Source organism: Mesorhizobium sp. STM 4661 (assembly GCF_000359125.1).
Taxonomy (GTDB): domain Bacteria; phylum Pseudomonadota; class Alphaproteobacteria; order Rhizobiales; family Rhizobiaceae; genus Mesorhizobium.
The window spans coordinates 1-25331 of record NZ_CAAF010000038.1; the positions used below are offsets into that span (position 1 = coordinate 1).

The following is a 25331-nucleotide window of genomic DNA, read 5'->3' on the forward strand; positions in this document are numbered from 1 at the left end:
ACAAGGGGTGAGATTGGCAGCCTTGGCCGCAGCGCCCAGAACGGGCGAGGGCGAGCGGAAAATTCAATTCGAAGCGACTGCCTATGTATGGCGGTCTTGGTGCTCATCAACGGCGCGAGAGCGGCTGGATTTCGAACGGGTCGGGCGCCGGCATTTGCGGCAACGTCCCCTCGGCCGCGCGTTTGCGATGATGGGCCAGCGAACATTGCGGCGAACACAAGATACCGCGATCCGTCCAGTAGGCGGCGCCGTTTTCGATCTTGCCCTTATGGTAGGAAAAGCCTGTCGCCCGATAGGGCAGGCCGCATTCGATGCAGCGATAGGCGTCAGGTCTGGCCAGCATGGCGCGGTTCCGATCCAAGGTCTTGCGCCGGTCGAATTTGATCCGGCTTCGCGGAATTTAGCGTGCGCCGCGGCAATTGCAAAATCCGCGTGACAAAATTTGACGTTTACGTAAAAAGAAGATGAGAGACCGTTCTTGGGGCGGATGGTTTTGCGACCGCGCTGGCCCTAGGGTCGGCGAGCAGGAGGACAAAGCGGCATGTATCGGGCACCTGTCAAGGACATCGCCTTCACGTTGAAGCACGTCGCTGGCCTGAAGCCGGCGCTCGACGCAGGCATCTTTGGCGATCTTGGCGAAGACCTGGTCGATGCCATTCTGGCGGAAGCCGGCCGCTTCGCCAGCGAGGAGGTGGCGCTGCTCTACAAGATCGGTGACGAACAAGGTGCTGTGCTGAAGGATGCGGCTGTGACCATGCCGCCCGGCTGGAAGGCGCTTTATCGCCGCTGGATCGATGGCGGCTGGAACGCGCTGTCGGCACCAGAGGAATTCGGCGGCCAGGGCCTGCCGACCATGCTCGGCGTTGCCGCGCTCGAAATGTGGAACTCCGCCGCCATGGCTTTCGGCATCGGCCCGACGCTGACCATGGGCGCGGTGGAGGCGCTCGACAAGCACGCTTCACAGGCGCTGAAGGCGAAATATCTCGAAAAGCTCGTCTCCGGCGAATGGATGGGCACGATGAACCTGACCGAGTCGCAGGCGGGCTCGGATCTGAATGCCTTGCGCGCCCGTGCCGAGCCGGCCGGCGATGGCATCTATCGTATCTTCGGCCAGAAGATATTCATCACCTATGGCGAGCACGACCTCACCGACAACATCGTCCATCTGGTGCTGGCGCGGCTGCCGGACGCGCCGGCCGGCACGCGTGGCATTTCGCTGTTCCTGGTGCCGAAATTCCTGGTTGGCGACGATGGCGCGCTCGGCGCGCGCAACGACGTCTTCTGCTCCGGGCTGGAGCACAAGCTCGGTATCCACGCCTCGCCGACCTGCACCATGATCTATGGCGATGGTTTCGAAGGGGCGTCGCCTGGCGCGATCGGCTGGCTGGTCGGCGAGGAGAACAGGGGCCTCGCCTGCATGTTCACCATGATGAACAATGCCCGCCTTGCCATCGGCATGCAGGGCGTCGCGATCGCCGAGATGGCGACGCAGAAGGCGATCGCCTATGCCAATGAACGCCGGCAAGGCAAGGCTGCAAGCTATGAAGGCCCCGGCATGACGCCGATCGTTCATCACCCCGACGTGCAGCGCAATCTCTTGACCATGAAGGCGCTGACGCAGATTGCGCGGGCCATCAGCTATTCCTGCGCGCATGCCATCGATCGGGCGCGCGTCTCGGACGGCGACGCCGCGCATTGGCGCGACCGCGCCAATCTGCTGACGCCGCTGGCCAAGGCCTTCTCCACCGATGTCGGCGTCGAGGTTGCCTCGCTTGGGCTGCAGGTGCATGGCGGCATGGGGTTCATCGAGGAGACGGGCGCGGCGGCGCTTTATCGCGACGCGCGCATCGCACCGATCTATGAAGGCACCAACGGCATCCAGGCGATCGATCTGGTGGCGCGCAAATTGCCGCTCGGCGGCGGCGAGCATGTGCATGGCTACATCGTCGAACTGGCGGCGATGGCCAATTCCGTGCGGACCTCGAACCTCAGGGGTTTTGGCCGCACGGCGGACAGCCTCGACCGGGCGCTGGACGACCTCACTGAAGCGACGCGCTTCCTGCAAAAGCTGCTCGCCGACGGTCGTTCGGACGAGGCGCTGGCCGGCGCCACGCCCTATCTCAGGCTATTCTCGCTTGCCGCCGGCGGCGCCTATCTGGCGCGCGGCGCGCTTGCCGACCAAAGCCGCGTGCCGCTGTGCCGTTTCTTTGCCGAAAATCTGCTTGGCGAGGTGCGCGCGCTGAAGGAGCGCGTCATTGGCGGCGCCGAAAGCCTTGCCGACGCCGGCAAGGCGCTGATTTCTGCCTGATTTTCTCAGCCCTGACGTTCACAAGGAAAAACCGTGACAGACCATATACTCGTCGAGCGCCGGGGCGCCATCCAGATCATCCGCATGAACCGCCCGGACAAGAAGAATGCCTTGACGCGTGCCATGTACGCGAAAATGTCTGCCGCCCTTGCCGAGGGCGACGCCGATCCGGCGGTCCGCGTCCATGTTTTCCTTGGCGTGCCCGGCGCCTTCTCATCCGGCAACGATCTTGCCGATTTCATGGTTGTCGCCACCGGCGGCGAGGGCGGCACCGAGGTCTGGGATTTCCTGATGGCGCTGGCCAGGGTGGAAAAGCCCATGGTCTCCGGCGTCGACGGCATCGCGGTCGGCATCGGCACCACGCTCAATTTGCATTGCGACCTGACCTTCGCCACGCCGCGCACCGTGTTCCGCACACCCTTCGTCGATCTCGGCCTGGTGCCCGAGGCGGGGTCCAGCCTGCTCGCGCCTGAGATTCTCGGCCGGCAAGGCGCCTTCGCGCTGCTTGGGCTCGGCGAAGGGTTTTCCGCCGAGCGGGCGAAGGCCGCCGGGCTGATCTATGAAGTGGTCGAGGAAGAGGCGCTCGAATCCTCGGCTCTGGCCGCCGCCGCCCAGATCGCGGCCAAGCCGCCGCAGGCGCTGAAGATAGCGCGCGACCTGATGCGCGGCTCGCGTGAGGATCTTGTCGCCCGCATCGGCGAGGAGAGCGAACATTTCCGCGAGCGTCTCAAATCCGACGAGGCTCGCGCCGCTCTGACGGCTTTCATGACCAGGAAGAAGGCAGGTTGAAGGCAGTGTGGCCTGATGACGCGGGCTATGGTGCCGGGCGTCAAGCCGACGCAGCGCTCGCTTGGTCCAGCGGATTCTTTTGCGGCTCATGCTTGGCGGGCGGACTTGACGTATTTTCCGACAACAGCAGCTACATCACGATCACTGGCAAAATCGCCGCGCTCGGCTTCGGCCAACCCGGCCTCTATCTCGGCGAGTTGCCATTCTTCACGGGTTACAAAGTCCTCAATGGCCTGCGCGGCCACGTAGGATCGCGAACGATCGAGCTTCTCGGCAAGCTGGTCAAGCCTGTTCGCGGTTTCGTCCGGGACGCGCACGGTAAAGGCCGTCATGGTCGTAACTTTCATTTGGTTCACCATGATTATTGGTGAACCAAGGTGGTTCGACAAGGATTACCCTGAGGCATCCGGGACAATCGGTGAAAGTGCACTCCCTCTACCGGTGCTCGGTCGCAATGCGGATGCCGAGGCCGATCAGCACCACTCCGGTCATGCCCTCGATGACGCGGCGGATCGATGGCCGGCGCAGGAAATCGCCCGCCTTGGCGACGACCGTCGCGTAGAGCGTCAGCCAGACGAAGGTCATGACGGCAAAGACCGCTCCCAGACCAAGCAATGCCGCGAAGCTTTCCCCACCGGGCGGCACGAACTGAGGCAAAAGGCTGGCGAAGAACACCGCCATCTTCGGATTGGAGAGATCGCTGATCAGGCCCTGGCGAAAGGCGCTTGCCGCCGTCAGCCGCCGCGAAGGCTTGGCGATGGCCGCCCTCTCCGCCTGATGAGACGGCCGCCAAGCCTCCCGCGGCGCCTTGACGCCGAGATAAATCAGATAGGCGGCGCCGGCATATTTGACGGCCAGGAAAAGCGGTTCCGAGGCCACCAGCAGGGCGACGATGCCGGCACTGGTAGCCAGCGCCCAGATCGTCTGGCCGCCGGCGATGCCGAGCGCGGTGAACACGCCGCCGGCGCGGCCGCCGAGAAGTGCGTTACGGATGGTGATGGCCGTGTCCGGTCCGGGCGTGGCGAGGATGACGAACGAGACGCCGAGAAAGGCCAGGAACAGGCTCATGGATCACCCTCTTTGCGACTGGCGCGGCGCAGGATCCTGTCTTGCCGCACGGTCTTCGAAAACCTGCTACGGATAAAGCCTCGTCTTGTCCCAACCGCCTTGGGCATCGCGGGAAAAGACGATGCGGTCGTGCAGCCGGAACGGCCGGTCGTGCCAGAACTCGATCGTCCGCGGCACGATGCGAAAGCCCGACCAGTGCTTTGGCCGCGGAATTTCGCCGATCGGATAGCGCGCGGTGTATTCGGCAACGGCCTTCTCCAGCGCGAAGCGGCTTTCCAGCGGCCGCGACTGTTTCGACGCCCAGGCGCCGATGCGGCTGCCGCGCGGGCGCGTCGCGTAATAGGCATCCGCTTCCGGCTCGCTGACGATTTCCACCGGCCCGCGCACGCGCACCTGCCGGCGCAGCGATTTCCAGTGGAAGCACATCGCCGCCTTCATGCTGCCAAGAATCTCGCGGCCCTTGGCGCTCTCGAAATTCGTATAGAAGACAAACCCGCTTTCATCGAACCCCTTGAGCAGCACCATCCGCACATCCGGCATGCCCTCGGCATCGACGGTTGCCAGCGCCACGCCGTTGGCATCGTTGATCTCGCTCTTCGTCGCGTCCTCGAGCCATGCGGCAAAAAGGCGGAACGGCTCGGCGACCTCGGTAAAGTCACTGCTTGTTAACCCGGTTTCGCTCATAGTTTTTCCAAATCCTGATCGCCGGCTGGGGAGATTGCCGATTGTCGCGTATCGCGCAAGCTTTTGACAGCAGGCAACGGAGCGTATTTGCTTCGGCCAGCGCCAAAGCCGCGATCGTGCTGGTCGCCCTGCCGCTGGCCGCCTGCGGTGGCGGCGGCTTCAGTCTGGAGCAGGCCGAGGTCGACCGCACGATCCTGACCAGCAGCACGTCAGCCGCCGCTTCGCCGATCGATCAGGATCGCGCCTCGGACCAGACGACGATCCGCAACGCAGTGTCTTCCGCCGATATCGAGGAACTCCGCGGGCAGGCCGTTCCTTGGGCGAATTCCGACACAGGGTCGCGCGGCTCCATTACCGAGCTGGCGGAGTTCAAGGACAGCGGCCAGACCTGCCGCCGCTTCACCGCGTCGCGCGAAAGCTTCGACGGTGTCGCTCTGTTCAAGGGCGAGGTGTGCCTGGCCGGCGCCGGCGCCTGGCGCATGCAGGACTTCAAGGCGCTTTAAGTCTTCCAGACCGCATATTGCGCGAGTTGCCCGTTCGGCTCGCCCAAATCCCAGTAAAGTCCTGCCATCAGCCCCAAGCCTTCTCGGGCAATGGCAACCGGCAGATGCTCATTGGGCGCGTGCTGCGAACATCCTGGATAGGAATGCGGGACCCAAATGGTCGGCATTTCAAGAACTTCGGAGAAGATGTCGTTCGGGAGTGATCCGCCGAGGCTCGGCAGAATGGCGGGTTTCTTTCCCGTCGTGCGGGCAATCGAATCGACCACCCAACTGACCCACGGGTGCTTCGGATCGAGCCGCGTCGCGTGAAAAACTTCATCGCGCGCTTTCGCAATCCGCACGGTCGAAAAACCGCCGCGGTCCAGATGCCGGCGCAAGGCAGGGAGGACGTCCTGCACGTCCACCCCGGTGACGAAGCGAAGCTGACAGCGTGACCAGGCTCGGGGCGGGATGGCGCCAACAGGCGTTCTTGGGTTCCCCGCCTCGAAGGCAAGCACCGAAAATGAGCACCACGCAAAAACCTTCTCCGCGGAGGTCAGGCCAGGCTCGCCCCAATCGGGATCGATCTTGGGCTCCTCCGTGCCGCTCTCCACCTCACAGTCCGCAAGAACGCGTCGCACATCGTCGGGAATGCTTGTCGGAAGCCACTCCGGAATCCGGATTTTTCCGGTCGGTTCGGTGATGCTCGCAATGGCATGGGCAAGTTGAATGGCTGGATCCGAGAGGAGACCGCCCCAGTTTCCCGAATGATGGCCGCCCTTCCGCGCATCAATCCAGATGTCGAAGGAGATGGAGCCGCGCGAGCCCAAAAAAACGGTGGGCCTTTCGGCGGAGAGGCGAGGGCCGTCCGAGGCGATCAGCACGTCCGAGCGGAACAATTCCTTGTGGGTGTTGGCCAGTTCCCGCAGGCCGGGCGAGACCCGTTCCTCCCCCATTTCGATCAGATACTTGGCATTGAAGCCGAGCCTTCCGCGCGTCTCGATCACAGCTCGAAGCGCGCCGACGTTTATCGAATGCTGGCCTTTGTTGTCGGCGACGCCGCGTCCGTACCATCTGTTGTCACGTTCGGTCAGACGCCACGGCGAAAGACCCTCATCCCACTCGTCATCCAACCCGCGAATCACGTCGCCGTGGCCATAGCCAAGTACCGTCGGACGCGCGGCGTCCTCCGTGCGTTCGGCGAAAAAGAATGGCCAGCCGTTCTGGTTAAGCGTTCGGCAGGCAAAGCCAAGTGCTTCGAATGCCGGCCTTATCTCAGCCTCGATATAGTCAACCAGCACATGTTCGCGATCAGGGTTCTGGCTCTCTGTCGGCATGCTGATCCGACGGGCCAAATCCTCCCGGAAAGCGCCTGAATCGAAGTAAGCCTCCGACCGAGCTATCGCAGCCTCGCGCGTCATGCCTTCAGCCTAGCATCGGTGGTCTTGGACGGCCAGTATCCGTTCCGCCGTGCCATGCGTCCGTCGCCAAATCCCTCTTGTCTCAAACCATCGCCGGCTCAATGACCAGACCTAATCTCATCGTGCTCCAATTCCACCGCCAATCTGGCTATGCACCACTGGAATTTCTTCCTATGCAAGCGCATATAGGAAGCGACTGTAGATTCACCCTTCTTGCAGGCAGGAAGCATGCGCGACCCCTATGAGGTGCTGGGCGTTGCCAAGAACGCATCGGCCAAGGACATAAAATCGGCGTACCGCAAACTCGCCAAGAAGCATCATCCGGACCAGAACCCGAATGATCCCAAGGCGAAGGACCGTTTTGCCGCCGCCAACCAGGCTTACGAGATCGTCGGCGACGAGAAGGCCCGCGCGGCTTTCGATCGCGGCGAGATCGACGCCGACGGCAAGCCGCGTTTCCAAGGTTTCGAGGGTGCAGCGGGCGGCGGCGATCCTTTTTCCGGCTTTCGCCGGCAACAGGGACCGGGCGGTTCGCGATTCGAGTTTCGCTCCGGTCGCCCCGGCGGCGATCCGTTCGACGGCAACAGCGATATCTTCAGTCAGATTTTCGGCGATGCCTTTTCGGGAGCGCGCGGCGCAGGTGCTGGCGAACGCTGGCAGGCCCAGCCCGGCGCCGACCTGAACGTGACGCTCGACATCACCATCGAGGAAGCGGCGACCGCGGAGAAGGTGACCGCGATGTTCCCCGACGGCCGCAAGATCGCCGTCAAGCTGCCGGCCTATGTCGAGGACGGCCAGACCATCCGGCTGAAGGGGCAGGGCGAGCAAGGGCCGCAGCCGGGCGACGCGCTGGTCAAGATCCACTTTCGGCGGCATCCGCGCTATCGTGTCGATGGCCGCGACCTGCATGCCGACCTGCCGGTGGCGCTGGCCGATGCGGTGCTTGGCGCCAAGGTGGCGGTCGAGACGCCGACCGGCAAGCTCGCGGTCAACGTCCCCGCCTGGTCGAGCTCGGACAAGGTGCTGCGGCTGAAGGGCAGGGGCCTGCCGGAAAAAGCCGGCGGTCACGGCGATCTCTATGCGCATGTGCGGCTGATGTTGCCGGAAGGCGGCGACAGCGATCTCGAAGCGCTGCTGCGCCGCCGAAAAGGTTGATCATACCGTATTGTCCCCCGAACTGTCGGTTTTGAACGCTTGAAGGGGCTCTGTGCCTGTGCGATAGGGCTCTCCACAAAGCAGAAAATCTTGCGGAGAGCGCTCACATGGCGGGTGGACAGGGCATTATGGCCGGCAAACGCGGGCTCATCCTTGGCGTCGCGAACAATCGGTCGATCGCCTATGGCATCGCCAAGGCCTGTGTCGACCATGGCGCCGAGATTGCGCTGACCTATCAGGGCGAGGCGTTCAAGAAGCGTGTCGAGCCACTGGCGGCGGAGCTCAACGCGCATGTCGCCGGCCATTGCGACGTAACCGATCCGGCAACCCTCGACGCGGTTTTCGACGACATCGCCAAGCATTGGGGCAAGCTCGACTTTCTCGTCCACGCCATCGCCTTTTCCGACAAGGATGAACTGACCGGCCGTTATGTCGAGACGACGCGCGACAATTTCCTGCGCACCATGGACATTTCGGTGTATTCCTTCACCACCATCGCCAAGCGCGCCGAGGCGTTGATGGGCGAGGGTGGCTCGCTGCTGACGCTGACCTATTATGGCGCGGAAAAGGTGATGCCGCACTACAACGTCATGGGTGTGGCCAAGGCGGCGCTGGAAGCCAGCGTGCGCTACCTCGCCGTCGACCTCGGCGCCAGGAAGATTCGCGTCAACGCCATCTCGGCCGGGCCGATCAAGACGCTTGCCGCCTCCGGCATCGGCGATTTCCGCTACATCCTGAAGTGGAATGAATACAATTCGCCGCTGAAGCGGACGGTCACGCAGGAGGAGGTCGGCGATTCCGGTGTGTACTTCCTGTCCGACCTGTCGCGCGGCGTCACCGGCGAGATCCACCATGTCGATTCCGGCTACCATGTCGTCGGCATGAAGGCCGTCGATGCGCCTGATATTTCGACCGTCAAGGACTAGAGCATCATCCCGAACCGAAGGTCCGCGTTAGCGAAAAGTGGCAGCCGGTTTTCGGACAAGATCATGCTCAATCTAAAAGACAAATAGCTCCCTCCACGAACACCAGCCCTGCCTGTCTGCTCCTGATCTCACCCGGATGACCTGATGTATCCGCTCGTCTACATCGCGCGCCACGGCCAGACGGAGTGGAACGCCGAGGCCCGGCTGCAGGGGCAGGCCGACACCGACCTCAATGCGCTCGGCCGCCAGCAGGCAACTCGCAACGGGCGCCGGCTGGCCGAATTCGTCCACAACCCCCAGGATTTCGACTTTGTCGCCAGCCCGATGCGGCGCACGCGCGAGACGATGGAGCGCCTGCGTGCGGCGATGAAGCTCGATCCGCTCGCCTATCGTACCGAGCCGCTGCTCGTCGAGTTGAGCTTTGGCGACTGGCAGGGTTTCACCTTTGCCGAACTCGAGGCCAGGGATCCCGGTTCGACCAGGCAACGCCGCCTCGATAAATGGAATTTCCAGCCGCCCGGCGAGGGCGCCGAAAGCTATCAGATGCTGCTCGAACGGGTGAAGCCGTGGTTCGACGCACTCGACCGCGACACGGTCTGCGTGACCCATGGCGGCGTCGTGCGCGCGCTGTTCCGCCTGGTGCTGGGGATGTCCGCGCGAGAGGCGGTCAGCATGGAAGTGCCGCAGGACCGCCTGCTCCGGTTGGAGGGCCGCCGCCTGGAGTGGCTCTGAGGGTCGAAATCCAATTGCTCTGAACGATTTAGCCCCCTCTCAGACATTGATGGCGTGAATAGCCGCTTCGCGCCTCAAATCAGTCATTCCTACGCCCCCTTCACTCGCCTAAAGCAGACATCGCTATTGCAGGGGCTGCAGGTAGCTTTGCCCAGAGGTTGACGCAGCTCGACGCCTTCCAGCGACCCACGGATCAGCTAGTCAATGACACCACAGGCCAGTCGCTTACCTGCGCTTCCAGAAGGCTGACTTTGGTAATCGTCCGCTTGGGCGTGGATCATCAACGCACGCCCAAGGATACCGGTCTCGCCTCGATTGAGTTCAACTTGGTCGTTAAAGACCTGGGCGCGCAATATCCCGTCTGCCGCTACGTATTGATTTGGCATATCCCCGGCGTGCGAACCATCTTCGCTCAAGAAGCCATGTTCCTTTCCCCCGGGATTGAAATGACCGCCAGCGGACTCGTGCCCCGAATTGTGGTCGCAAGAGCCGGTCTCGTGGACATGAAAAGCCACCCACTGGCCGGGAGGTAGGCCGGTGATTTCAAGCTCGATTAGCAAGCCCCTTGGCGTTGCCGTCAGCTGAGCTGTTCCGTTGTCCTTGCCCGCCGCATCGACGAAGCCGACGGTCACGGTTTCCGCGTCTTGCGCGATTGCCACCGTTGCCGTTGCCGCGAGAGCGACCGCGAATAAAATAGTCTTCATCTTTCTAGCCCTAACTGGGTAATCTGCTCGCCGGTCGTGAGTGTCGGGGCCGTAAACGGCCCCCAATGCGCTAACCGCTCGTTTCCTTTGGAGAAGGCACAGCCAACCTAGCCTCGAGTTGAGCTAGCGCCGACTGAAGTTTGTCGCGCAGACGCGCAGCCCGGGCGGGGTCGAGCCCGGCGGTATCGAGCGTCAACGACATGCCCTCGTCCATTTCCGTTATGACAGTGTCGTCGCGCAACTGTTCCCGGACACCCCGCACCATATAAGGCACGATCGGTCTGCTGATCCCCTTCATGCTGATCTGCTCACCTGCCGACGCATCGACCATGTCCCGTACGTTGGAATATGTTTCGTAGCTGAGCATTATTCCGCCGGCAGGTGCAATGCTCTGCAGCCGAGCAGCGAGGTTAGCTTCGGCGCCGATGATGGTGTAATCCATACGATCGTCACTGCCGAAGTTGCCGACATTGCAGTAGCCGGTGTTTATTCCCATCCGCACACGGAAGGGGTGCTCGATACCCTGCTGCCGCCATTTGACTTGCAGGTACTCCAAACGCTTTTGCATGGCCAAGGCCATACGCAGACATGCACGTGCGTCTTCGCGCGGGCCAAGCGTCTGCGGGTCGCCGAAAAAAGCGAGAATGGCATCGCCGATGAACTTATCCACGGTGGCGCCATGAGAAATGGCGATATGCGACATCTCGGTTAGATATTCGTTGAGATGGGCGGTCAGTTCCTCAGGTTGCATACGCTCGGTCGTGGCAGTGAAATCCACGATGTCGGAGAAGAAGATGGTCAGTTTCTTTCGCTCTGCGGTCACCTTCACGTCGCGCTCGCCGCTGAACACACTTTTGTAGATCTCAGGTGAAAGATATTTTGCGATTTTGAGCGACACCGTTGCCAGGAAGTTGTTGGCCTCCTTCAGTTCGCCGTTGACCAGGGCGAGTTCGCGCGACTGCCGCCACTGCATTACGATGAATGCAACTCCAGTGGCTATGGCGGCCGCAAAATATGCGAAGAGATAGTGGAAGCCGATCGACCCTTGAGATAGGGGCTGCGAGACAGACACAGCTTGAATCCCTCTGACATCACCGACCTTCCAATCCTTCTTTGGGCTGTCCGGATGCGAGTTGTGGCATGCCACGCAGGCGGCGGTCATGCGGATCGGCGAAGCCAGCCGAACGGTCGGACTCCAGCCACCTTCCGTCGCCTCGAGCGTTTGAACTTTCGGGTCGGCACGAAATGATGCCAATGCCTTCAATTGAAAGTCATCAAGATTGTGTGGAGGCCGCCCGGCGAAAGGATAGTCGGAAACAAATTCGTACCGGACAGTGTTGTCACGCGAACTCGTGAGACGCCCGATTTCCAGCGAGAACGTCGCTGGAATTGGTATCGCGCCAGCAACGTCGCGGTAGTTATTTGTCGCGGTGATTTTCGTATGCGGGTCGGCTTGGAGGATTCGCCCGACCACGTCATTGGCGTAGAACGTGCGAATGTCAGTTATGATCTTGCTGATGTCGTTCGCTTGACGTTCGGATAGTTGATGCGAGGACGACAGCAGCTGGAAGCGCCACTAGGAGAAGGATCACCGCGATCGCAGCCGGCCAGATGCGACGCTCCCGCACGCTGTTATTTCCCTCTGAAGCCGGTTGCGCGCTTGTCACAGCAATGACCCTAGGTTAGCTGAGGTTGCCGCGCAAGATTGCATGAATTAGTTCCGAGATTGTGTCGCTAAAGCGCGCGCTGGAATCGCGCACGTTACAAGGTATCTGAGTGCATCTTATGCGCCCGCGCATGCGGCAGCTTTGTGCATAGCGGCCATGGGGCGAACTTTGCCTCCGCCTGGAAGCAGACATTGCAGTTGACCCCGCTGGAGGTCGTGGTCGCGCCACTAAACGACATTCAGACGAAGCCGGCGGAAGGTCCCCCTATGCGCGCCCTCAGCGGCATAGCACCGACAGCGGCCACGGCCTCGTGAGTGGCGATGGCGACCGCGGCAACGCTCGGTAGTCGCCGCTGCCTTGGGGCCTTGGTCCCAAGATAAAATCCAGGCCGGAACTGTGCTAGGATGGCCGCCGCGGCGCGACTTGTCGTACTTCAAAGCGCTCAGGAACGATTGTCATGCTCAATCCAATCTCCATCATGGCCGACCGGCTTGGCGACAATCTGTCAGAACTCTATCTCCAGTATTTCTCGCATCGCAATCCGGAATATGCGAGCTACATAGGCGGGGCGGCCCGCCTTGTCCTGGAGCGCATTGGCAATTCGAACGCCCTCTATCACAACATCGAGCACACGCTGATGGTTACGCTCGCTGGCCAGCAGATCATCCGCGGCCGGCTGCTTTCGGAATCCCTGACCCCCGATGACTGGCTGCATTATACCTGCGCGCTGCTTGTCCACGACATTGGCATGGTGCACGGCGTGTGCGAGGGCGACACCGAGGACAGCTTCGTCATTAACGAGGCCGGCGACCGCTATACGCCACCGCGCGGCGCCTCCGACGCTGTGCTTGCGCCCTATCATATCGAGCGCGCCAAGATCTATGCGCGCCAACGTTTTGCTTCCTCGAAGTTCATCAACGAGGACCGCATTGTCGAGGCGATCGAGATGACGCGCTTTCCGGTACCGAACGATCCGGCCTACCAGGTCACCAACACCGAACCGGCGCTGGTCAGGGCCGCGGACCTGATCGGCCAGCTCGCTGATCCCTTCTACCACCGCAAGCTGCCGGCGCTGTTTGCCGAGTTCTCTGAGATCGGGATGGTGGAAAAGCTCGGCTGCAAGACCGCCGCCGATCTCGGCGCCATCTTCACCGATTTCTTCACGCTGCAGGTCGAGCCCTATATCGGCGACGCGATCCGCTATCTGGAGCTGACGACCGAAGGCAAGCAGTGGATCGCCAACCTCCACAGCAACCTCTTCCAGTCCGGGCATCGCCCGGCCAGGATCGGGCCGTTCCCCGGCGTTTTGCAGCCGGCCTCGGCGGGCTTTTCGGTGATAGCTTAAGAGCCGGGGATCGTTTCCTTTTCCACCGGTGCCAAGCCGGCAGAGGTTGCATGCAACGGCTGTCGACGAAGATGAACGCCGGGGTCGAGTGCCTTAACCCGATCGCGAGTGAAGAAGGTCCGCCATTGTTCTTCCCTGGCCACAAGCGGACTTACTGCTCCACTAGCTGCCGAGCAGCAGACGCACTCGACCGAGAGTCTAGCACCTGGTCTGAGATCGGTCGGGTCCAAGCCAATTTCCGCCCGCCGCGCTCTACGCTATTGCAAGACGTTCAAATTTGAGCTTCCGCACTCATGCTTTGTCGAGAGTATCTCCGTAAGTTTCAGCCGTTCTGAATCGCCACGGCGACGATGACGACGAAATAGGAGAACGCAATGACTCGCAATCACGTTGAACGTCTTGCAGAGTTCAGGGAAATCCTGGTCGCGACTCGACGCGAAGGAGTCCGTAACGTGCACCATACTCGCGACGCAATGCGGGCAAGTGGCTTTCAGATCGGGGACAGCGACGGCTCCAGCTACGGAGCCGAACTAAAGGCGCTCCAAGAGGAAATTGAGGCAGTCGATCGCGCCATCGAAGACGAGAAGCGGTTGGCCTTGGCCCTCGAGAGCGCTGCTCAAACCCGCCGACCGACTAAACCGAGAATCGTGAAGGGAACATAGAGTCAGGTACGGCCCTTGGCGCCCGCCGCGTCGATAGCTTGCGGTATGGTGTCGGGCTCGTCGCCGCCGTGGTGCAGCGCCCTGACCCGCCGACTTCGGGATGGCCTGCCGAAAAGACTCTATTCGGCCGAACCGCTGTCGGGCAGTTGCATGTCGGTGACGACGTTCTCGCCATTCGTCACGTCATAGGCAATCACGATATCCATCCCCGGCTTCAGGGCATCGAGATCGGTTTCGGCATTCAGCTTATAGGATTTGCCGTCTTCGAGCGTCAGCGTCAGCGCGTCCTTGTCGACCTTCTTGATCAGGCCCTCGGTCTGGCCGGCGAAGGCGGCGGTGGAAATCAGCAATGTCGCGGCAACGGCGCCTATCAGGATACGCATCATCGTCCTCTTATCATTGCGCCGGCGGGGTGGCGGCGAGGGTTCAACAGACCGGTTAACGGAAGCAGAAACCAACCGAATGTGTCAAAACTAAATCCGCCGGATCACAGTTTGACCACCGTGGAAAACGCCAATAGAAGGCAGGATACGGCGCTGCGCGTCCGCTTGGACGGGCTGGGGCGCCGTAGCACTTTTGATTTTGCGCATGGTCCTTTCCGAAATCGCTCCGATTTTCGGGTTCATGCGCTAAGCCGGCTCCGCTGCCGGGCAGGGTCACTTTCATGTCGCACAACACGTTCGGCCATCTCTTCCGCGTCACCACCTGGGGCGAAAGCCATGGCGCCGCACTTGGCTGTGTGGTCGACGGCTGTCCGCCCGGCATCCGCTTCACGCGTGGCGATATCCAGGCCGAGCTTGACAAGCGCCGCCCCGGCCAGTCACGTTTTGTGACGCAGCGTCGCGAACCCGACGAGGTCAAGATCCTCTCCGGCTTCATCCTCGACGAGGACGGCGAGACGATGGTCACCACCGGCACGCCGGTGTCGATGCTGATCGAGAATGTCGACCAGCGCTCCAAGGACTATGGCGAGATCGCCCGCCAGTACCGGCCGGGCCATGCCGACTACACCTATGACGTCAAATACGGCCTGCGCGACTATCGCGGCGGCGGCCGCTCGTCGGCCCGCGAGACGGCGGCGCGGGTGGCGGCCGGAGCCTTGGCCCGCAAGGTCGTACCCGGCATGGTGGTGCGCGGCGCGCTGGTGTCGATGGGCGAGAAAGAAATAGACCGCGCCAACTGGAACTGGAATTTCATCGGTGACGCCGAAAATCCGTTCTTCACCCCGGATCCGGCATCGGTGGCGGTCTTCACGCAGTATCTCGACGGTATCCGTAAGTCGGGCTCCTCGGTCGGCGCCGTCATCGAGATCGTCGCCGACGGCGTTCCCGCGGGCCTCGGCGCGCCGATCTATGCCAAGCTCGACCAGGACATCGCTTCGGGGCTGATGTCGATCAACGCCGTCAAGGGCGTCGAGATCGGCAACGGCTTCGAGGCCGCACGTATCACCGGCGAACAGAATGCCGACGAGATGCGCATGGGCAATGATGGCAAGCCGGTCTTCCTGTCCAACAACGCCGGCGGCATCCTTGGCGGCATCTCGACCGGCCAGGCGATCGTCGCGCGCTTCGCCGTCAAGCCGACCTCGTCGATCCTGACGCCGCGAAAGTCGATCGACAAGGACGGCAACGACGTCGAGATCATGACCAAGGGCCGGCACGACCCATGTGTCGGCATCCGCGCCGTGCCGATCGGCGAGGCGATGGTTGCCTGCGCCATCGCCGATCACTATCTGCGCCATCGGGGACAGACGGGGCAGGGAATAGGCAGTAGGCAGTAGGCAGTAGGCAGTACGTCAGCCTGCCCGCCGGCGCAGCCATTTTTTCCTTTCCCCTACTGCCTTACTGCCCTACTCCCTATTCCCTGCGAGCGAAGCGAGCCAATGCCTTACGACCAGAAGAAAATCGTCGAAGCCCTGCGCGCCTTCGAGCGCGGCGAGATCGTCGTCGTCATGGACGATGACGGGCGCGAGAACGAGGGCGACCTGATCGTCGCCGCCGTCCACTGCACGCCGGAAAAGATGGCCTTCATCGTCCGCAACACCTCCGGCATCGTCTGCACGCCGATGCCGCGCGAGGAAGCCAAGCGGCTCAATCTGCAGCCGATGGTCGCCGACAATGATTCGGCCCACACCACCGCCTTCACCGTCAGCGTCGATTTCAAGCATGGCACCACGACCGGCATTTCGGCCGACGACCGCACGCTGACCGTGCGCAACCTCGCCAACGGCAACGTTGGCGCTTCCGACTTCGTCCGCCCCGGCCACATCTTTCCGCTGATCGCTCGCGAAGGCGGCGTGCTGATGCGTTCGGGCCATACTGAGGCTGCGGTCGACCTCTGCAAGCTCGCCGGCCTGCCGCCGATCGGTGTCATTTCCGAGTTGGTCAACGATGACGGCACCGTCAAGCGCGGCCCGCAGGTGCAGGCTTTTGCCGAGGAGCATGGCCTGAAGCAGATCTCGGTCGCCGACCTCATCGCCTACCGCCAGCGCAAGGAAACGCTGGTCGAGCGCGTCGCTTGCTCAGACATCGAGACGGCAGGTGGCAAGGCGCAGGTCTTCACCTACACGCTGCCCTGGGATTCGATGCACCATGTGGCGATCGTCTTCGGCGACATCCGCGACGGCGAGGACGTGCCGGTGCGGCTGCATTCAGAGGATGTCGTGAGCGACGTCTTCGGCACCAGCCACCGGCTGGACGGCATCATGAAGGCGATGGGCGAGCGCAAGCGTGGCGTCATCGTCTATCTGCGCGAGGGCTCGGTCGGTGTCGCCCATCAGGAGCGCAAGCGGCCGGCTGCCGGCGACCGTGAAGACCATGAAGAGGCGCGGCGCCGCGAGAACGAGTGGCGCGAGATCGGGCTTGGCGCCCAGATCCTGAAGGATCTAGGCATCTCCTCGATCAACCTGATCGCCTCGCGCGAGCGCCACTATGTCGGTCTCGAAGGGTTTGGCATCCACATCGCCAGGACCGAGATTCTCTAGACACCCGGATCCAATCGTCAAATGCGTCCGGTCCCAACCGGGACCGGACGCATCGGTGACTATTCCGCGGGAACAGCAGCTGCATCGCATGTGGCCATATCGCAATCCGACGTTGCCAGGCTGCGCATGCCGAGCAGCACGGTGGCGAGTGCGATTGCGCCCGACGCCACCGAAACCCAGAATCCGTTCTGAGCGCCGAACGCGTCCACCACCGCGCCGGCGGCGAAGGAGCCTAGCGCCATGCCGATGCCGATGCCGGTCATCACCCAGGTGACGCCCTCGGTCAGCATCGCTTCCGGCACGTGCCGCTCGATCAGGCCGAATGCCGTGATGAAGGTCGGCGAGATCGCCATGCCGCTGATGAAGACCGCCAGTGCCAGAAGAGGCACCGTGTCGGCGACGAGCAATGGCAGCGTGGTGAGCGCGATGATGGCGATCGCGATGGCGAGCTGACGTTGCAGTGGCGCTTTCAGGCTCAGGGCGCCGACGATGATGCCGACGACGAACGATCCCAGCGCGTAGACGCCGATAACGAGGCTGGCAGCGCCCGGCTGGCCAAGCTCCTTGGTGATCGCCACGGTGCTCACCTCCGTGGTCGCGAAGGTCGCGCCGATGAAGATCAGGGCGAAGGTGATGATCTGAACCGGCCGCAGGCGGATTGCCGAGCCGCGCGAACCATGTTCCACCGGTCGCACTTGCGGCTCGGTCGAGCGCTGCAGGATGAAAGCCATCGAGCCGAAGGCGAGGAACAATGTGCTCGCAAGCATTCCCGCTTCGGGGAACAGGGCGACACTCAGCCCCACTGATAGCGATGCTCCGGCAACATAGACCAGTTCGTCCGCCGTCGACTCGAAGGCGAACGCGGTGTTCATCTCGGGGCGACCGCGGAAAATTTCGGTCCAGCGCGCACGCACCATTGCGGGAATGCTGGGCATGGCGGCGGCCAGCAGCGCTGACACGAACAGCGTCCATATCGGCCAGTCCTGGTTGGCCGCCGCGATCAGTATCGCGAAAGCGAGCACGGAAATAACAGTGGTGGGCACCACAATCCGTGTCTGGCCAAGGCGGTCCACCAGCCTTGATACCTGCGGCGCGACGACAGCGTTGGCCAGCGCGTATGTCGCGGAAACGGCGCCGGCCAGCCAATATTCGCCGTGCGTCTGTGACAGCATCGCGACGATCCCGATCGGAGCCATGGCCATTGGCATCCGCGCTACGAAGCCGGCGGCCGCGAAGCCCTTTGCTCCGCTTGCCTTGAAGATTTCGCGATAGGGGTTGGGCATGGGAAAGCTCCTGGCTTTTTGAGGTGGAGCCACTTATATACGTGGCGTATGCTAACTGAGATAGATACATACGAAGCGTATGTCAATTAATATACGCGGCGTATGTGAAGGAAAAAGTGAATGGCGCACAGACCGCGCAAAGAGATGATCGCCGAGACTCGCGCCAAACTGGTCGCCGCGGCGCGCCAAGCCTTCGGCACGGTCGGCTACGCCGAAGCCTCGATGGACGACTTCACCGCCTCGGCCGGACTGACACGCGGCGCGCTCTATCATCATTTCGGCGACAAGAAGGGGCTTCTGCAGGCTGTCATCGCCGAGATCGATGCGGAGATGGCTGCGCGGGTGAACGAAGTGGCGGCGAGGGCGCCGACCCGCTGGCGGCATTTCGTCGACGAATGCACCGCTTACATCGAGATGGCGCTGGAGCCGGAAATCCAGCGCATCATGTTCCGCGACGGCCCGGCAGTGCTGGGCGATCCGGCGCAATGGCCGAATGCCAATGGCTGCGTCGCCTCCATGACGGACAACCTCACCCGGCTGCAGCAGGACGGCGTGGTCGTGGCTGATCTCGACCCGGAGACCACGGCGCGGCTGATCAATGGCGCGAGCAGCCAGGCCGCGCAGCGGATCGCAAATTCGCAAGACCCCGAAGCGACGTCGAGGAAAGCGGTGGCGGCATTCAAGCAGTTGCTGGAGGGGCTGCTCAAAAAGCAAGGTCCGCAGCCGGTCTGAAGTCTCATCGGCGGCTCGGCGCACGGTAATGGGCAGTTGGTGCGTCGGCCTTGCAAGAAGCCGGTCGTCTAAACGTTCAAGGGTTCGCCGGCGGGAAGTTGGGACAGTTACGCGACAATTCGGCCCATGCCTTGTCCAGTTCAAATTTCGACTGGCTTGTCTCAATTTTCGTTGCTGTCGCGTTGTCGATGAAGTTGCTTTCGGCGCGCATGACCTGGAAAGCTCCCCCTGAAGGTTGCTGATAGAGCACTACATATCCACAGTGCCGGTCGATCTTCTCAAACTTCGTGGCTACATCGACCGCTGCATAAATGCCCGGAAAGGGAGCACCCGCCGGGTCTTTAAGCCACGTGAATTTGAGTAATCGCCGTTCCAGCAGCGGACCAGCCTGGGAATGGAACTGTTCGCTTTGCTCTGTGAAAGCAGTCACTGGGATTGACGCCTTGGCGGCATCACTCATCATTTCATATGCCCGCTTGGAGTCGCCGTTATCGAGCAAGAAGAAATAGCGATCAATTGCTCGTGTCGCATCCAGAACCGAACCCGGAGACGGCGTCCACTCTTGCGAACGTGTAGGTTGGCCCCCGATCAAAGTCGAAACGACCAGCGCAATGAAAGCTACGGTTGCACGCATCATCGGGCCATCCTCGCAGCCCCTCTAACCGGCCGCAACCCATCAAGGTCGATAGAACATAATTTTAAGCTGACCCACCACCCTGCGTTGTCCGAGATTGACAATTTCAGGCCCAGGATCATCCTCTGTGTCCATCTCTGAGGGGGGATTCGGGCTATGTGGGATTTCCAGATCGGCAGGTCGGTGTCCATCATGATGCGGACATGGCCCTTCATCGTCTTTCGCATGATCGTCTATTTCGGCATCACGCTGGCCTATATCGTGGCGACCGGCACGGGCGCCGGCGTCGGTTATGGCGTCGGCCACGTCTCCACCGATCCCGACGGGCCGCTGTCGTTTGCCTTGTGGGGCGGCGTGGTCGGGTTCGGCGTCGTTTCGATCGCCGTCTACTGGATACGCGAATACATCCTCTACATCGTCAAGGCCGGCCATATCGCCGTCATGGTCCATTTGATCGACGGCCAGCCTGTGCCCGGCGGCCAGAATCAGATCGCTTATGCCAGGGATGTCGTGAAAGAGCGTTTCGCCGAGGCCAACATTCTTTTCGTGCTCGATCAGTTGGTCAAGGGCGCCATCCGCGCCGTCACCGGCCTCATCGGCGGCATTGCCGCGTTCCTGCCCATTCCCGGGCTCGGCGGTCTGGTCAGCTTCATCAACACGGTGATCCGCCTGTCGCTGACCTATGTCGACGAGATTATCCTCGGCTACAACATCCGCACCAATTCCGCCTCGCCCTTCGAGACGGCGCGCCAGGGTGTCGTGCTCTACGCGCAGAACGGCAAGACCATGGTCAAGAACGCCATCTGGCTGGCGGTGATCATGTGGGGCATTTCCTTCGTCATTTTCCTGCTGATGCTGGCGCCGGCCGGCGCCATCCTCTGGTTCATGCCGGGGCAGCTCGGCGGCTGGGCCTTCGTGCTGGCCATCGTCTTCGCCTGGGCCTTCAAGGCGGCCTTCATCGAACCCTTTGCCATCGCCTGCCTGATGCAGGTTTATTTCAAGGTGATCGAGGGCCAGGTGCCCGATCCCGACTGGGACCAGAGGCTGGCCGAGGCTTCCTCGAAGTTCAGGGAACTCCGGGACAAGGCGCTGGCGTCGTTTGGCGGCTCCCGCTGGACCCAGCCGACGCCTGGCACCTGACCTTGTCTTGTTCTAAACCCTGTTGAACGTCGTCCTTTCCCGGCGCGAAAACATGGTCAAAGCGGCCGGGCGCGCCTATATCGGGACATGGTTACACGGCTCTACACTCACCCGATCTTTCTCGAACACCTGACACCGCCCGGTCATCCGGAGCGACCCGACCGCTTGCGCGCCATCGAACGCGTGCTCGATGACGAAGCCTTCGCGGCACTCGATCGTGCCGAGGCGCCGGAAGGCGACGAGGCTACCATTCTCTACGCACACCCCCAGGAATTCGTCGAACGCGTCCGCACAGCGATACCGGACACCGGCATCGCCCGTATCGACGCCGACACCACCGCCAGTCCAAAGAGCTGGCAGGCGGTCGTGACGGCGATAGGCGCCGCCAACGCCGCTGTCGACGACGTTTTCGAGGGCCGCGCCGCTAACGTCTTTGTCGCAGCCCGGCCGCCCGGCCACCACGCAGAGAAGACCACGGCCATGGGTTTCTGCTTTTTCAACACCGCGGCGATCGCGGCGCGCTACGCGCAGAGGAAGCATCAGGCCGAGCGAGTCGCCATCGTCGACTGGGACGTCCATCACGGCAACGGCACGCAGGACATTTTCTGGGACGACCCGTCGGTGCTTTATTGCTCGACGCATCAGATGCCGCTTTATCCTGGCACTGGCGCCAGGAGCGAAACCGGCGCCGGCAACATCGTCAACGCGCCGCTCGCGCCGCGCACCGGCAGCGAAATGTTCCGCGACGCCTTCCTGTCGCGCGTCTTGCCGGCGCTCGACAATTTCGCGCCCGACCTCATCATCATCTCGGCCGGTTTCGACGCGCACCACCGCGATCCGCTGGCCGAGATCAACCTGACCGAGGACGATTTCGACTGGGCGACCGGCCAACTGCTGGAACGCGCCGGGCGCCACAGCGGCAATCGGCTCGTCAGCCTGCTGGAGGGCGGCTACGATCTGCAGGGATTGGCATTTTCGGTCGCCTCCCATGTCGGGCGACTGATGAAAGGATGAGGAATGGCTGGCGAAGCGAATGAAGACGTCAAGGCGATGAGCTTCGAACAGGCGCTCGACGCGCTGGAGAAGATCGTCGATGATCTGGAGCGCGGCGACGTGCCGCTCGACCAGTCGATCCGCATCTATGAGCGCGGCGAGGCGCTGAAGGTGCATTGCGACCGGCTCTTGAAGGCGGCCGAGGACAAGGTCGAGAAGATCAGGCTGTCGCGCGACGGCAAGCCTGTCGGTACCGAACCGCTGGATGCGGACTGAGGCGCGGCCTCGAATGACAATTTTGCCTTTTTGGACATGATCATGATTGAGGATAAGACTCATCCCGATTGAAACGGCTCCAGGACGAGAGGAGATTGCAAACGATGTGCAGAAACATCAAGACCCTGTTCAATTTCGATCCGCCGGCAACCAATGACGAGGTCCACGATGCCGCACTTCAGTTTGTCCGCAAGCTGAGCGGAACGACGCGGCCGTCGAAACACAACCAGCACGCGTTCGACCACGCCGTAAAGGCCATTGCCGCATCGGCGCGCGAATTGCTCGACAGCCTCGAGACCTCGCAGCATCCGCGCAATCGCGAAGAGGTGGCGGCCAAGGCGAAGGCCAAATCCGCACTCCGCTTCGCCTGAGGAGACCGTATGAGCTTCTTCCCTGGAAATGACCCGCAGGCCGGCGATGCCTTCGCCAGCGACCAGATCGAATTGATGGTCATTCCAAACGCCAGGGACATTGGCGGCTTCCAGGTTCGCCGTGCTCTGCCGACCGCGAAGCGCCGGCTGGTCGGGCCTTTCATCTTCTTCGACCGCATGGGTCCGGCCATCCTGCGGGCCGGCCAGGCGCTCGACGTGCGTCCCCATCCGCATATCGGCCTGTCGACGGTCACCTACCTGTTCGACGGCAAGATCAGGCACCGCGATTCGCTCGGCACCGAAATGGTGATCCAGCCGGGCGACGTGAATCTGATGACCGCCGGCCGCGGCATCGTCCATTCCGAGCGTACGCCGGAGGAGTTGCGCGGCGCGCCGATGTCGGTCTCCGGCCTGCAGACATGGCTGGCGCTGCCTGACGGCAAGGAAGAGGTCGCGCCGGTCTTCGAGAACACGGCCGCATTGCACCTGCCCGAAATCGATGCCGATGGTGTCAGCGGCCGCATCGTTATCGGCGCGTTTTCCGGGCTGCGGTCTCCGGTAAGCACGGCCTCGGAGACGCTCTATGCCGATATAAAACTGGCGCCCGGCGCCAGCGTGAAAATCCCGGCCGACGCCGAAGAGCGCGCCATCTATACGCTTGAAGGCGAGGTTTCGATCTCCGGTGACCGCTTTCCGGCTGAGCGGCTGCTGGTGTTCCGGCCCGGCGACGAGATTGTCGTGTCGTCGGAAGGCGGCGCTCATTTCATGTTGTTTGGCGGCGCCTCGCTCGGCTCAAAGCGCTATATCTGGTGGAATTTCGTGTCATCGTCGAAGGAACGCATCGAACAGGCGAAAGAAGAATGGAAGACGGGGCGCTTCGATATCGTTCCTGGAGATGAGAAAGAATTCATTCCTTTGCCGGACAATTAGAATGCGGCCTCTTCGGTGCACAGGGCACTTTAACACTTTGTATCCGCGCCGCGTCACTGACACGCATTTACATTCGTCGGCCATCGGCCTATCTCGCGATGAACAAAAAGCCCGAGCAGGCCGGTAACCAGTGAACGCAAAGCCCGATACGCCGCTTCTTGACAAGGTCCGCATTCCGGCCGACCTCAGGACGCTTGCCGAAAGCGAGCTGCCGCAGGTGGCGTCCGAGCTTCGCGCCGAGTTGATCGACGCCGTGTCTCACACCGGCGGACATCTTGGCGCCGGCCTTGGCGTGGTCGAACTGACGGTTGCGCTGCACTATGTCTTCAATACGCCGGATGACCGCCTGATCTGGGATGTCGGCCATCAGGCCTATCCGCACAAGATCCTGACCGGCCGCCGCGACCGCATCCGTACCTTGAGGCAAGAGGGCGGCCTCTCCGGCTTCACCCGGCGCGCCGAGAGCGAATACGACCCGTTCGGCGCCGCACACTCCTCGACCTCGATTTCCGCCGGCCTCGGCATGGCGATGGCGCGCGACCTCTCCGGCGGCCGCAACAATGTCATTGCCGTCATCGGCGACGGCGCCATGTCGGCCGGCATGGCCTATGAGGCGATGAACAATGCCGGTGCGCTCGATGCCCGCCTCATTGTCATCCTCAACGACAACGACATGTCGATTGCCCCGCCGACGGGCGCGATGAGCGCCTATCTGGCCCGCCTTGCCTCCGGCAAGACCTATCTGGGCCTGCGCGATTTCGGCAAGAAGCTGACCTCCTATCTCGGCGAACGCGCCGACCGCGCCATCAAGCGGGCGGTCGAGCACGCACGCGGCTACGTCACCGGCGGCACGTTGTTCGAGGAGCTTGGATTCTACCATATCGGCCCGATCGACGGGCACAATCTCGAGCATCTGATCCCGGTGCTGAAGAACGTCCGCGACAATGCCGACGGCCCGGTGCTGATCCATGTCGTGACCCAGAAGGGCAAGGGCTACGGGCCGGCCGAGGCCGCACCCGACAAGTATCACGGGGTCAACAAGTTCGACGTCATCACCGGCGCGCAGGCCAAGGCGCCGGCCAACGCGCCAAGCTACACCAAGGTCTTTGCCGAAAGCCTGATCCAGGAGGCCCGGGAGGACGACCGTATCGTCGCCGTCACCGCCGCCATGCCGAACGGCACTGGTCTCGATCTCTTCGGCGAGGTGTTCCCGACAAGGACCTTCGATGTCGGCATTGCCGAGCAGCATGCGGTGACCTTCGCCGCCGGGCTGGCCACCGAGGGTTACAGGCCCTTTGCCGCGATCTATTCGACCTTCCTGCAGCGTGCCTACGACCAGGTCGTCCATGACGTGGCGATCCAGAGCCTGCCGGTGCGCTTTCCGATCGACCGCGCCGGCTTCGTCGGCGCCGATGGCGCGACCCATTGCGGCGCCTTCGACACGACCTTTCTGGCGACGCTGCCCGGTTTTGTCGTCATGGCGGCGGCCGATGAGGCGGAACTGCGCCACATGGTGCGCACCGCGGCAAGCTATGATGACGGCCCTATCGCCTTCCGTTATCCGCGCGGCAACGGCGTTGGCGTCGACATGCCGGAGCGCGGCTCCGTGCTCGAAATAGGCAAGGGCCGCATCGTCAGGGAAGGCACCAAGGTCGCGTTGTTGTCCTTCGGCACCAGGCTGCAGGATTGCCTGGCTGCCGCGGAGGAACTCGGCGCCGCAGGGCTTTCAACCACGGTTGCCGACGCCCGTTTTGCCAAGCCGCTCGATGAGGACATGATCCGGCGGCTGGCGCGCTCGCACGAGGTGCTGGTGACCGTGGAAGAAGGCGCGGTCGGCGGCTTCGCCAGCCACGTGCTGCAATTCCTGGCGCATGAGGGATTGCTGGAGAGCGGCCTGAAGGTGCGCCCGCTGGTGCTGCCCGACGCGTTCACCGATCATGCCAAGCCCGAAAAGATGTATGCCGACGCCGGGTTGGACTCGGCCGGCATCGTGCGTACGGTCTTCGTCGCCCTTGGGCACGCCGCCAGCGCGCAACGCGCCTGAAT

The 25331-nt window shown here is 62.4% G+C and carries 27 protein-coding genes; 17 read left to right on the forward strand and 10 right to left on the reverse strand.

What is annotated here, in order from left to right; all coding sequences use genetic code 11:
- Positions 1-106 precede the first annotated feature (106 nt).
- On the reverse strand, positions 107-343 hold the full coding sequence (locus MESS4_RS11980) for a hypothetical protein (protein WP_006330528.1): 237 nt from the start codon (positions 341-343) through the stop codon (positions 107-109).
- Positions 344-541: 198 nt separating this feature from the next.
- On the opposite strand from MESS4_RS11980, the gene MESS4_RS11985 reads away from it, so the two are divergent.
- The gene (locus tag MESS4_RS11985) at positions 542-2308 is read left to right on the forward strand and encodes an acyl-CoA dehydrogenase (RefSeq protein ID WP_006330529.1); all 1767 of its coding nucleotides are present in this window, start codon (positions 542-544) and stop codon (positions 2306-2308) included.
- 33 nt (positions 2309-2341) lie between these two features.
- Positions 2342-3097: a crotonase/enoyl-CoA hydratase family protein gene (locus MESS4_RS11990; protein ID WP_006330531.1), complete on the forward strand. Its 756-nt coding sequence runs from the start codon at positions 2342-2344 to the stop codon at positions 3095-3097.
- A gap of 86 nt (positions 3098-3183) precedes the next feature.
- Here MESS4_RS11990 and MESS4_RS11995 read toward each other — a convergent pair whose 3' ends face one another.
- From MESS4_RS11995 to pdxH, 3 genes are all read right to left on the reverse strand, one after another.
- Positions 3184-3429 carry a CopG family ribbon-helix-helix protein gene (locus tag MESS4_RS11995; RefSeq protein ID WP_036241144.1) on the reverse strand — a complete coding sequence of 82 codons (246 nt, stop codon included), beginning with the start codon at positions 3427-3429 and terminating at the stop codon, positions 3184-3186.
- Positions 3430-3532: 103 nt separating this feature from the next.
- Complete coding sequence (locus MESS4_RS12000; RefSeq protein WP_006330535.1) at positions 3533-4165, reverse strand: LysE family translocator; 633 nt, start codon at positions 4163-4165, stop codon at positions 3533-3535.
- A 66-nt stretch (positions 4166-4231) separates the two neighbouring features.
- Positions 4232-4849, reverse strand: coding sequence for a pyridoxamine 5'-phosphate oxidase (pdxH, locus tag MESS4_RS12005; protein WP_006330536.1), 618 nt, complete (start codon positions 4847-4849; stop codon positions 4232-4234).
- A 41-nt stretch (positions 4850-4890) separates the two neighbouring features.
- Here pdxH and MESS4_RS12010 point away from each other — a divergent pair, with 41 nt between their 5' ends.
- Positions 4891-5352 (forward strand): RT0821/Lpp0805 family surface protein, encoded by a 462-nt coding sequence (locus MESS4_RS12010; protein WP_006330537.1) that lies wholly within the window; start codon positions 4891-4893, stop codon positions 5350-5352.
- On the opposite strand, the gene MESS4_RS12015 is transcribed toward MESS4_RS12010, so the two are convergent.
- Positions 5349-6752, reverse strand: a complete 1404-nt coding sequence (locus MESS4_RS12015) for a M20 family metallopeptidase (protein WP_006330538.1) — start codon at positions 6750-6752, stop codon at positions 5349-5351. The genes MESS4_RS12010 and MESS4_RS12015 overlap by 4 nt on opposite strands.
- 228 nt (positions 6753-6980) lie before the next feature.
- Between MESS4_RS12015 and MESS4_RS12020 the strand changes: the two genes are divergently transcribed.
- From MESS4_RS12020 to MESS4_RS12030, 3 genes are all read left to right on the forward strand, one after another.
- On the forward strand, positions 6981-7907 hold the full coding sequence (locus MESS4_RS12020; protein ID WP_006330539.1) for a J domain-containing protein: 927 nt from the start codon (positions 6981-6983) through the stop codon (positions 7905-7907).
- A gap of 107 nt (positions 7908-8014) precedes the next feature.
- The gene (gene fabI / locus MESS4_RS12025; protein ID WP_006330540.1) at positions 8015-8833 is read left to right on the forward strand and encodes an enoyl-ACP reductase FabI; all 819 of its coding nucleotides are present in this window, start codon (positions 8015-8017) and stop codon (positions 8831-8833) included.
- Between the two features lie 144 nt (positions 8834-8977).
- Positions 8978-9565 (forward strand): histidine phosphatase family protein, encoded by a 588-nt coding sequence (locus tag MESS4_RS12030; RefSeq protein WP_006330542.1) that lies wholly within the window; start codon positions 8978-8980, stop codon positions 9563-9565.
- 197 nt (positions 9566-9762) lie between these two features.
- On the opposite strand, the gene MESS4_RS12035 is transcribed toward MESS4_RS12030, so the two are convergent.
- Positions 9763-10269 (reverse strand): superoxide dismutase family protein, encoded by a 507-nt coding sequence (locus tag MESS4_RS12035; protein ID WP_036241121.1) that lies wholly within the window; start codon positions 10267-10269, stop codon positions 9763-9765.
- A 70-nt stretch (positions 10270-10339) separates the two neighbouring features.
- Complete coding sequence (locus MESS4_RS12040) at positions 10340-11743, reverse strand: adenylate/guanylate cyclase domain-containing protein (protein WP_006330554.1); 1404 nt, start codon at positions 11741-11743, stop codon at positions 10340-10342.
- Between the two features lie 650 nt (positions 11744-12393).
- Between MESS4_RS12040 and MESS4_RS12045 the strand changes: the two genes are divergently transcribed.
- Together MESS4_RS12045 and MESS4_RS12050 are read left to right on the forward strand one after the other, a co-directional pair.
- On the forward strand, positions 12394-13281 hold the full coding sequence (locus tag MESS4_RS12045; protein ID WP_006330560.1) for a hypothetical protein: 888 nt from the start codon (positions 12394-12396) through the stop codon (positions 13279-13281).
- Positions 13282-13655: 374 nt separating this feature from the next.
- On the forward strand, positions 13656-13943 hold the full coding sequence (locus MESS4_RS12050) for a hypothetical protein (RefSeq protein WP_006330567.1): 288 nt from the start codon (positions 13656-13658) through the stop codon (positions 13941-13943).
- A gap of 119 nt (positions 13944-14062) precedes the next feature.
- Here MESS4_RS12050 and MESS4_RS12055 read toward each other — a convergent pair whose 3' ends face one another.
- Positions 14063-14326, reverse strand: a complete 264-nt coding sequence (locus MESS4_RS12055) for a DUF1344 domain-containing protein (protein ID WP_006330569.1) — start codon at positions 14324-14326, stop codon at positions 14063-14065.
- A gap of 281 nt (positions 14327-14607) precedes the next feature.
- Here MESS4_RS12055 and aroC point away from each other — a divergent pair, with 281 nt between their 5' ends.
- Together aroC and ribB are read left to right on the forward strand one after the other, a co-directional pair.
- On the forward strand, positions 14608-15723 hold the full coding sequence (gene aroC, locus MESS4_RS12060; protein WP_006330571.1) for a chorismate synthase: 1116 nt from the start codon (positions 14608-14610) through the stop codon (positions 15721-15723).
- A 102-nt stretch (positions 15724-15825) separates the two neighbouring features.
- Entirely contained in the window at positions 15826-16926 is a 1101-nt protein-coding gene (gene ribB / locus MESS4_RS12065; RefSeq protein ID WP_006330573.1) for a 3,4-dihydroxy-2-butanone-4-phosphate synthase, read from the forward strand.
- Between the two features lie 59 nt (positions 16927-16985).
- Here ribB and MESS4_RS12070 read toward each other — a convergent pair whose 3' ends face one another.
- Entirely contained in the window at positions 16986-18209 is a 1224-nt protein-coding gene (locus MESS4_RS12070) for an MFS transporter (protein ID WP_006330574.1), read from the reverse strand.
- Positions 18210-18329: 120 nt separating this feature from the next.
- Here MESS4_RS12070 and MESS4_RS12075 point away from each other — a divergent pair, with 120 nt between their 5' ends.
- Positions 18330-18941 carry a TetR/AcrR family transcriptional regulator gene (locus tag MESS4_RS12075; protein ID WP_006330575.1) on the forward strand — a complete coding sequence of 204 codons (612 nt, stop codon included), beginning with the start codon at positions 18330-18332 and terminating at the stop codon, positions 18939-18941.
- Between the two features lie 76 nt (positions 18942-19017).
- Here the strand turns inward: MESS4_RS12075 and MESS4_RS12080 are convergent, their stop codons facing one another.
- Positions 19018-19578 (reverse strand): DUF4019 domain-containing protein, encoded by a 561-nt coding sequence (locus MESS4_RS12080; RefSeq protein WP_006330576.1) that lies wholly within the window; start codon positions 19576-19578, stop codon positions 19018-19020.
- 153 nt (positions 19579-19731) lie between these two features.
- On the opposite strand from MESS4_RS12080, the gene MESS4_RS12085 reads away from it, so the two are divergent.
- From MESS4_RS12085 to dxs, 6 genes are all read left to right on the forward strand, one after another.
- Positions 19732-20715, forward strand: a complete 984-nt coding sequence (locus MESS4_RS12085; protein WP_006330577.1) for a hypothetical protein — start codon at positions 19732-19734, stop codon at positions 20713-20715.
- Positions 20716-20802: 87 nt separating this feature from the next.
- Complete coding sequence (locus MESS4_RS12090; RefSeq protein ID WP_006330578.1) at positions 20803-21729, forward strand: histone deacetylase family protein; 927 nt, start codon at positions 20803-20805, stop codon at positions 21727-21729.
- A gap of 3 nt (positions 21730-21732) precedes the next feature.
- The gene (locus MESS4_RS12095; protein ID WP_006330579.1) at positions 21733-21984 is read left to right on the forward strand and encodes an exodeoxyribonuclease VII small subunit; all 252 of its coding nucleotides are present in this window, start codon (positions 21733-21735) and stop codon (positions 21982-21984) included.
- A gap of 104 nt (positions 21985-22088) precedes the next feature.
- A complete protein-coding gene (locus MESS4_RS12100; RefSeq protein WP_006330580.1) occupies positions 22089-22355 on the forward strand; it encodes a DUF2277 domain-containing protein in 267 nt (88 codons plus the stop codon).
- Positions 22356-22364: 9 nt separating this feature from the next.
- Complete coding sequence (locus MESS4_RS12105) at positions 22365-23285, forward strand: pirin family protein (protein WP_006330581.1); 921 nt, start codon at positions 22365-22367, stop codon at positions 23283-23285.
- A gap of 130 nt (positions 23286-23415) precedes the next feature.
- A complete protein-coding gene (dxs, locus tag MESS4_RS12110) occupies positions 23416-25329 on the forward strand; it encodes a 1-deoxy-D-xylulose-5-phosphate synthase (protein WP_006330582.1) in 1914 nt (637 codons plus the stop codon).
- The last annotated feature ends 2 nt before the right edge of the window (positions 25330-25331 follow it).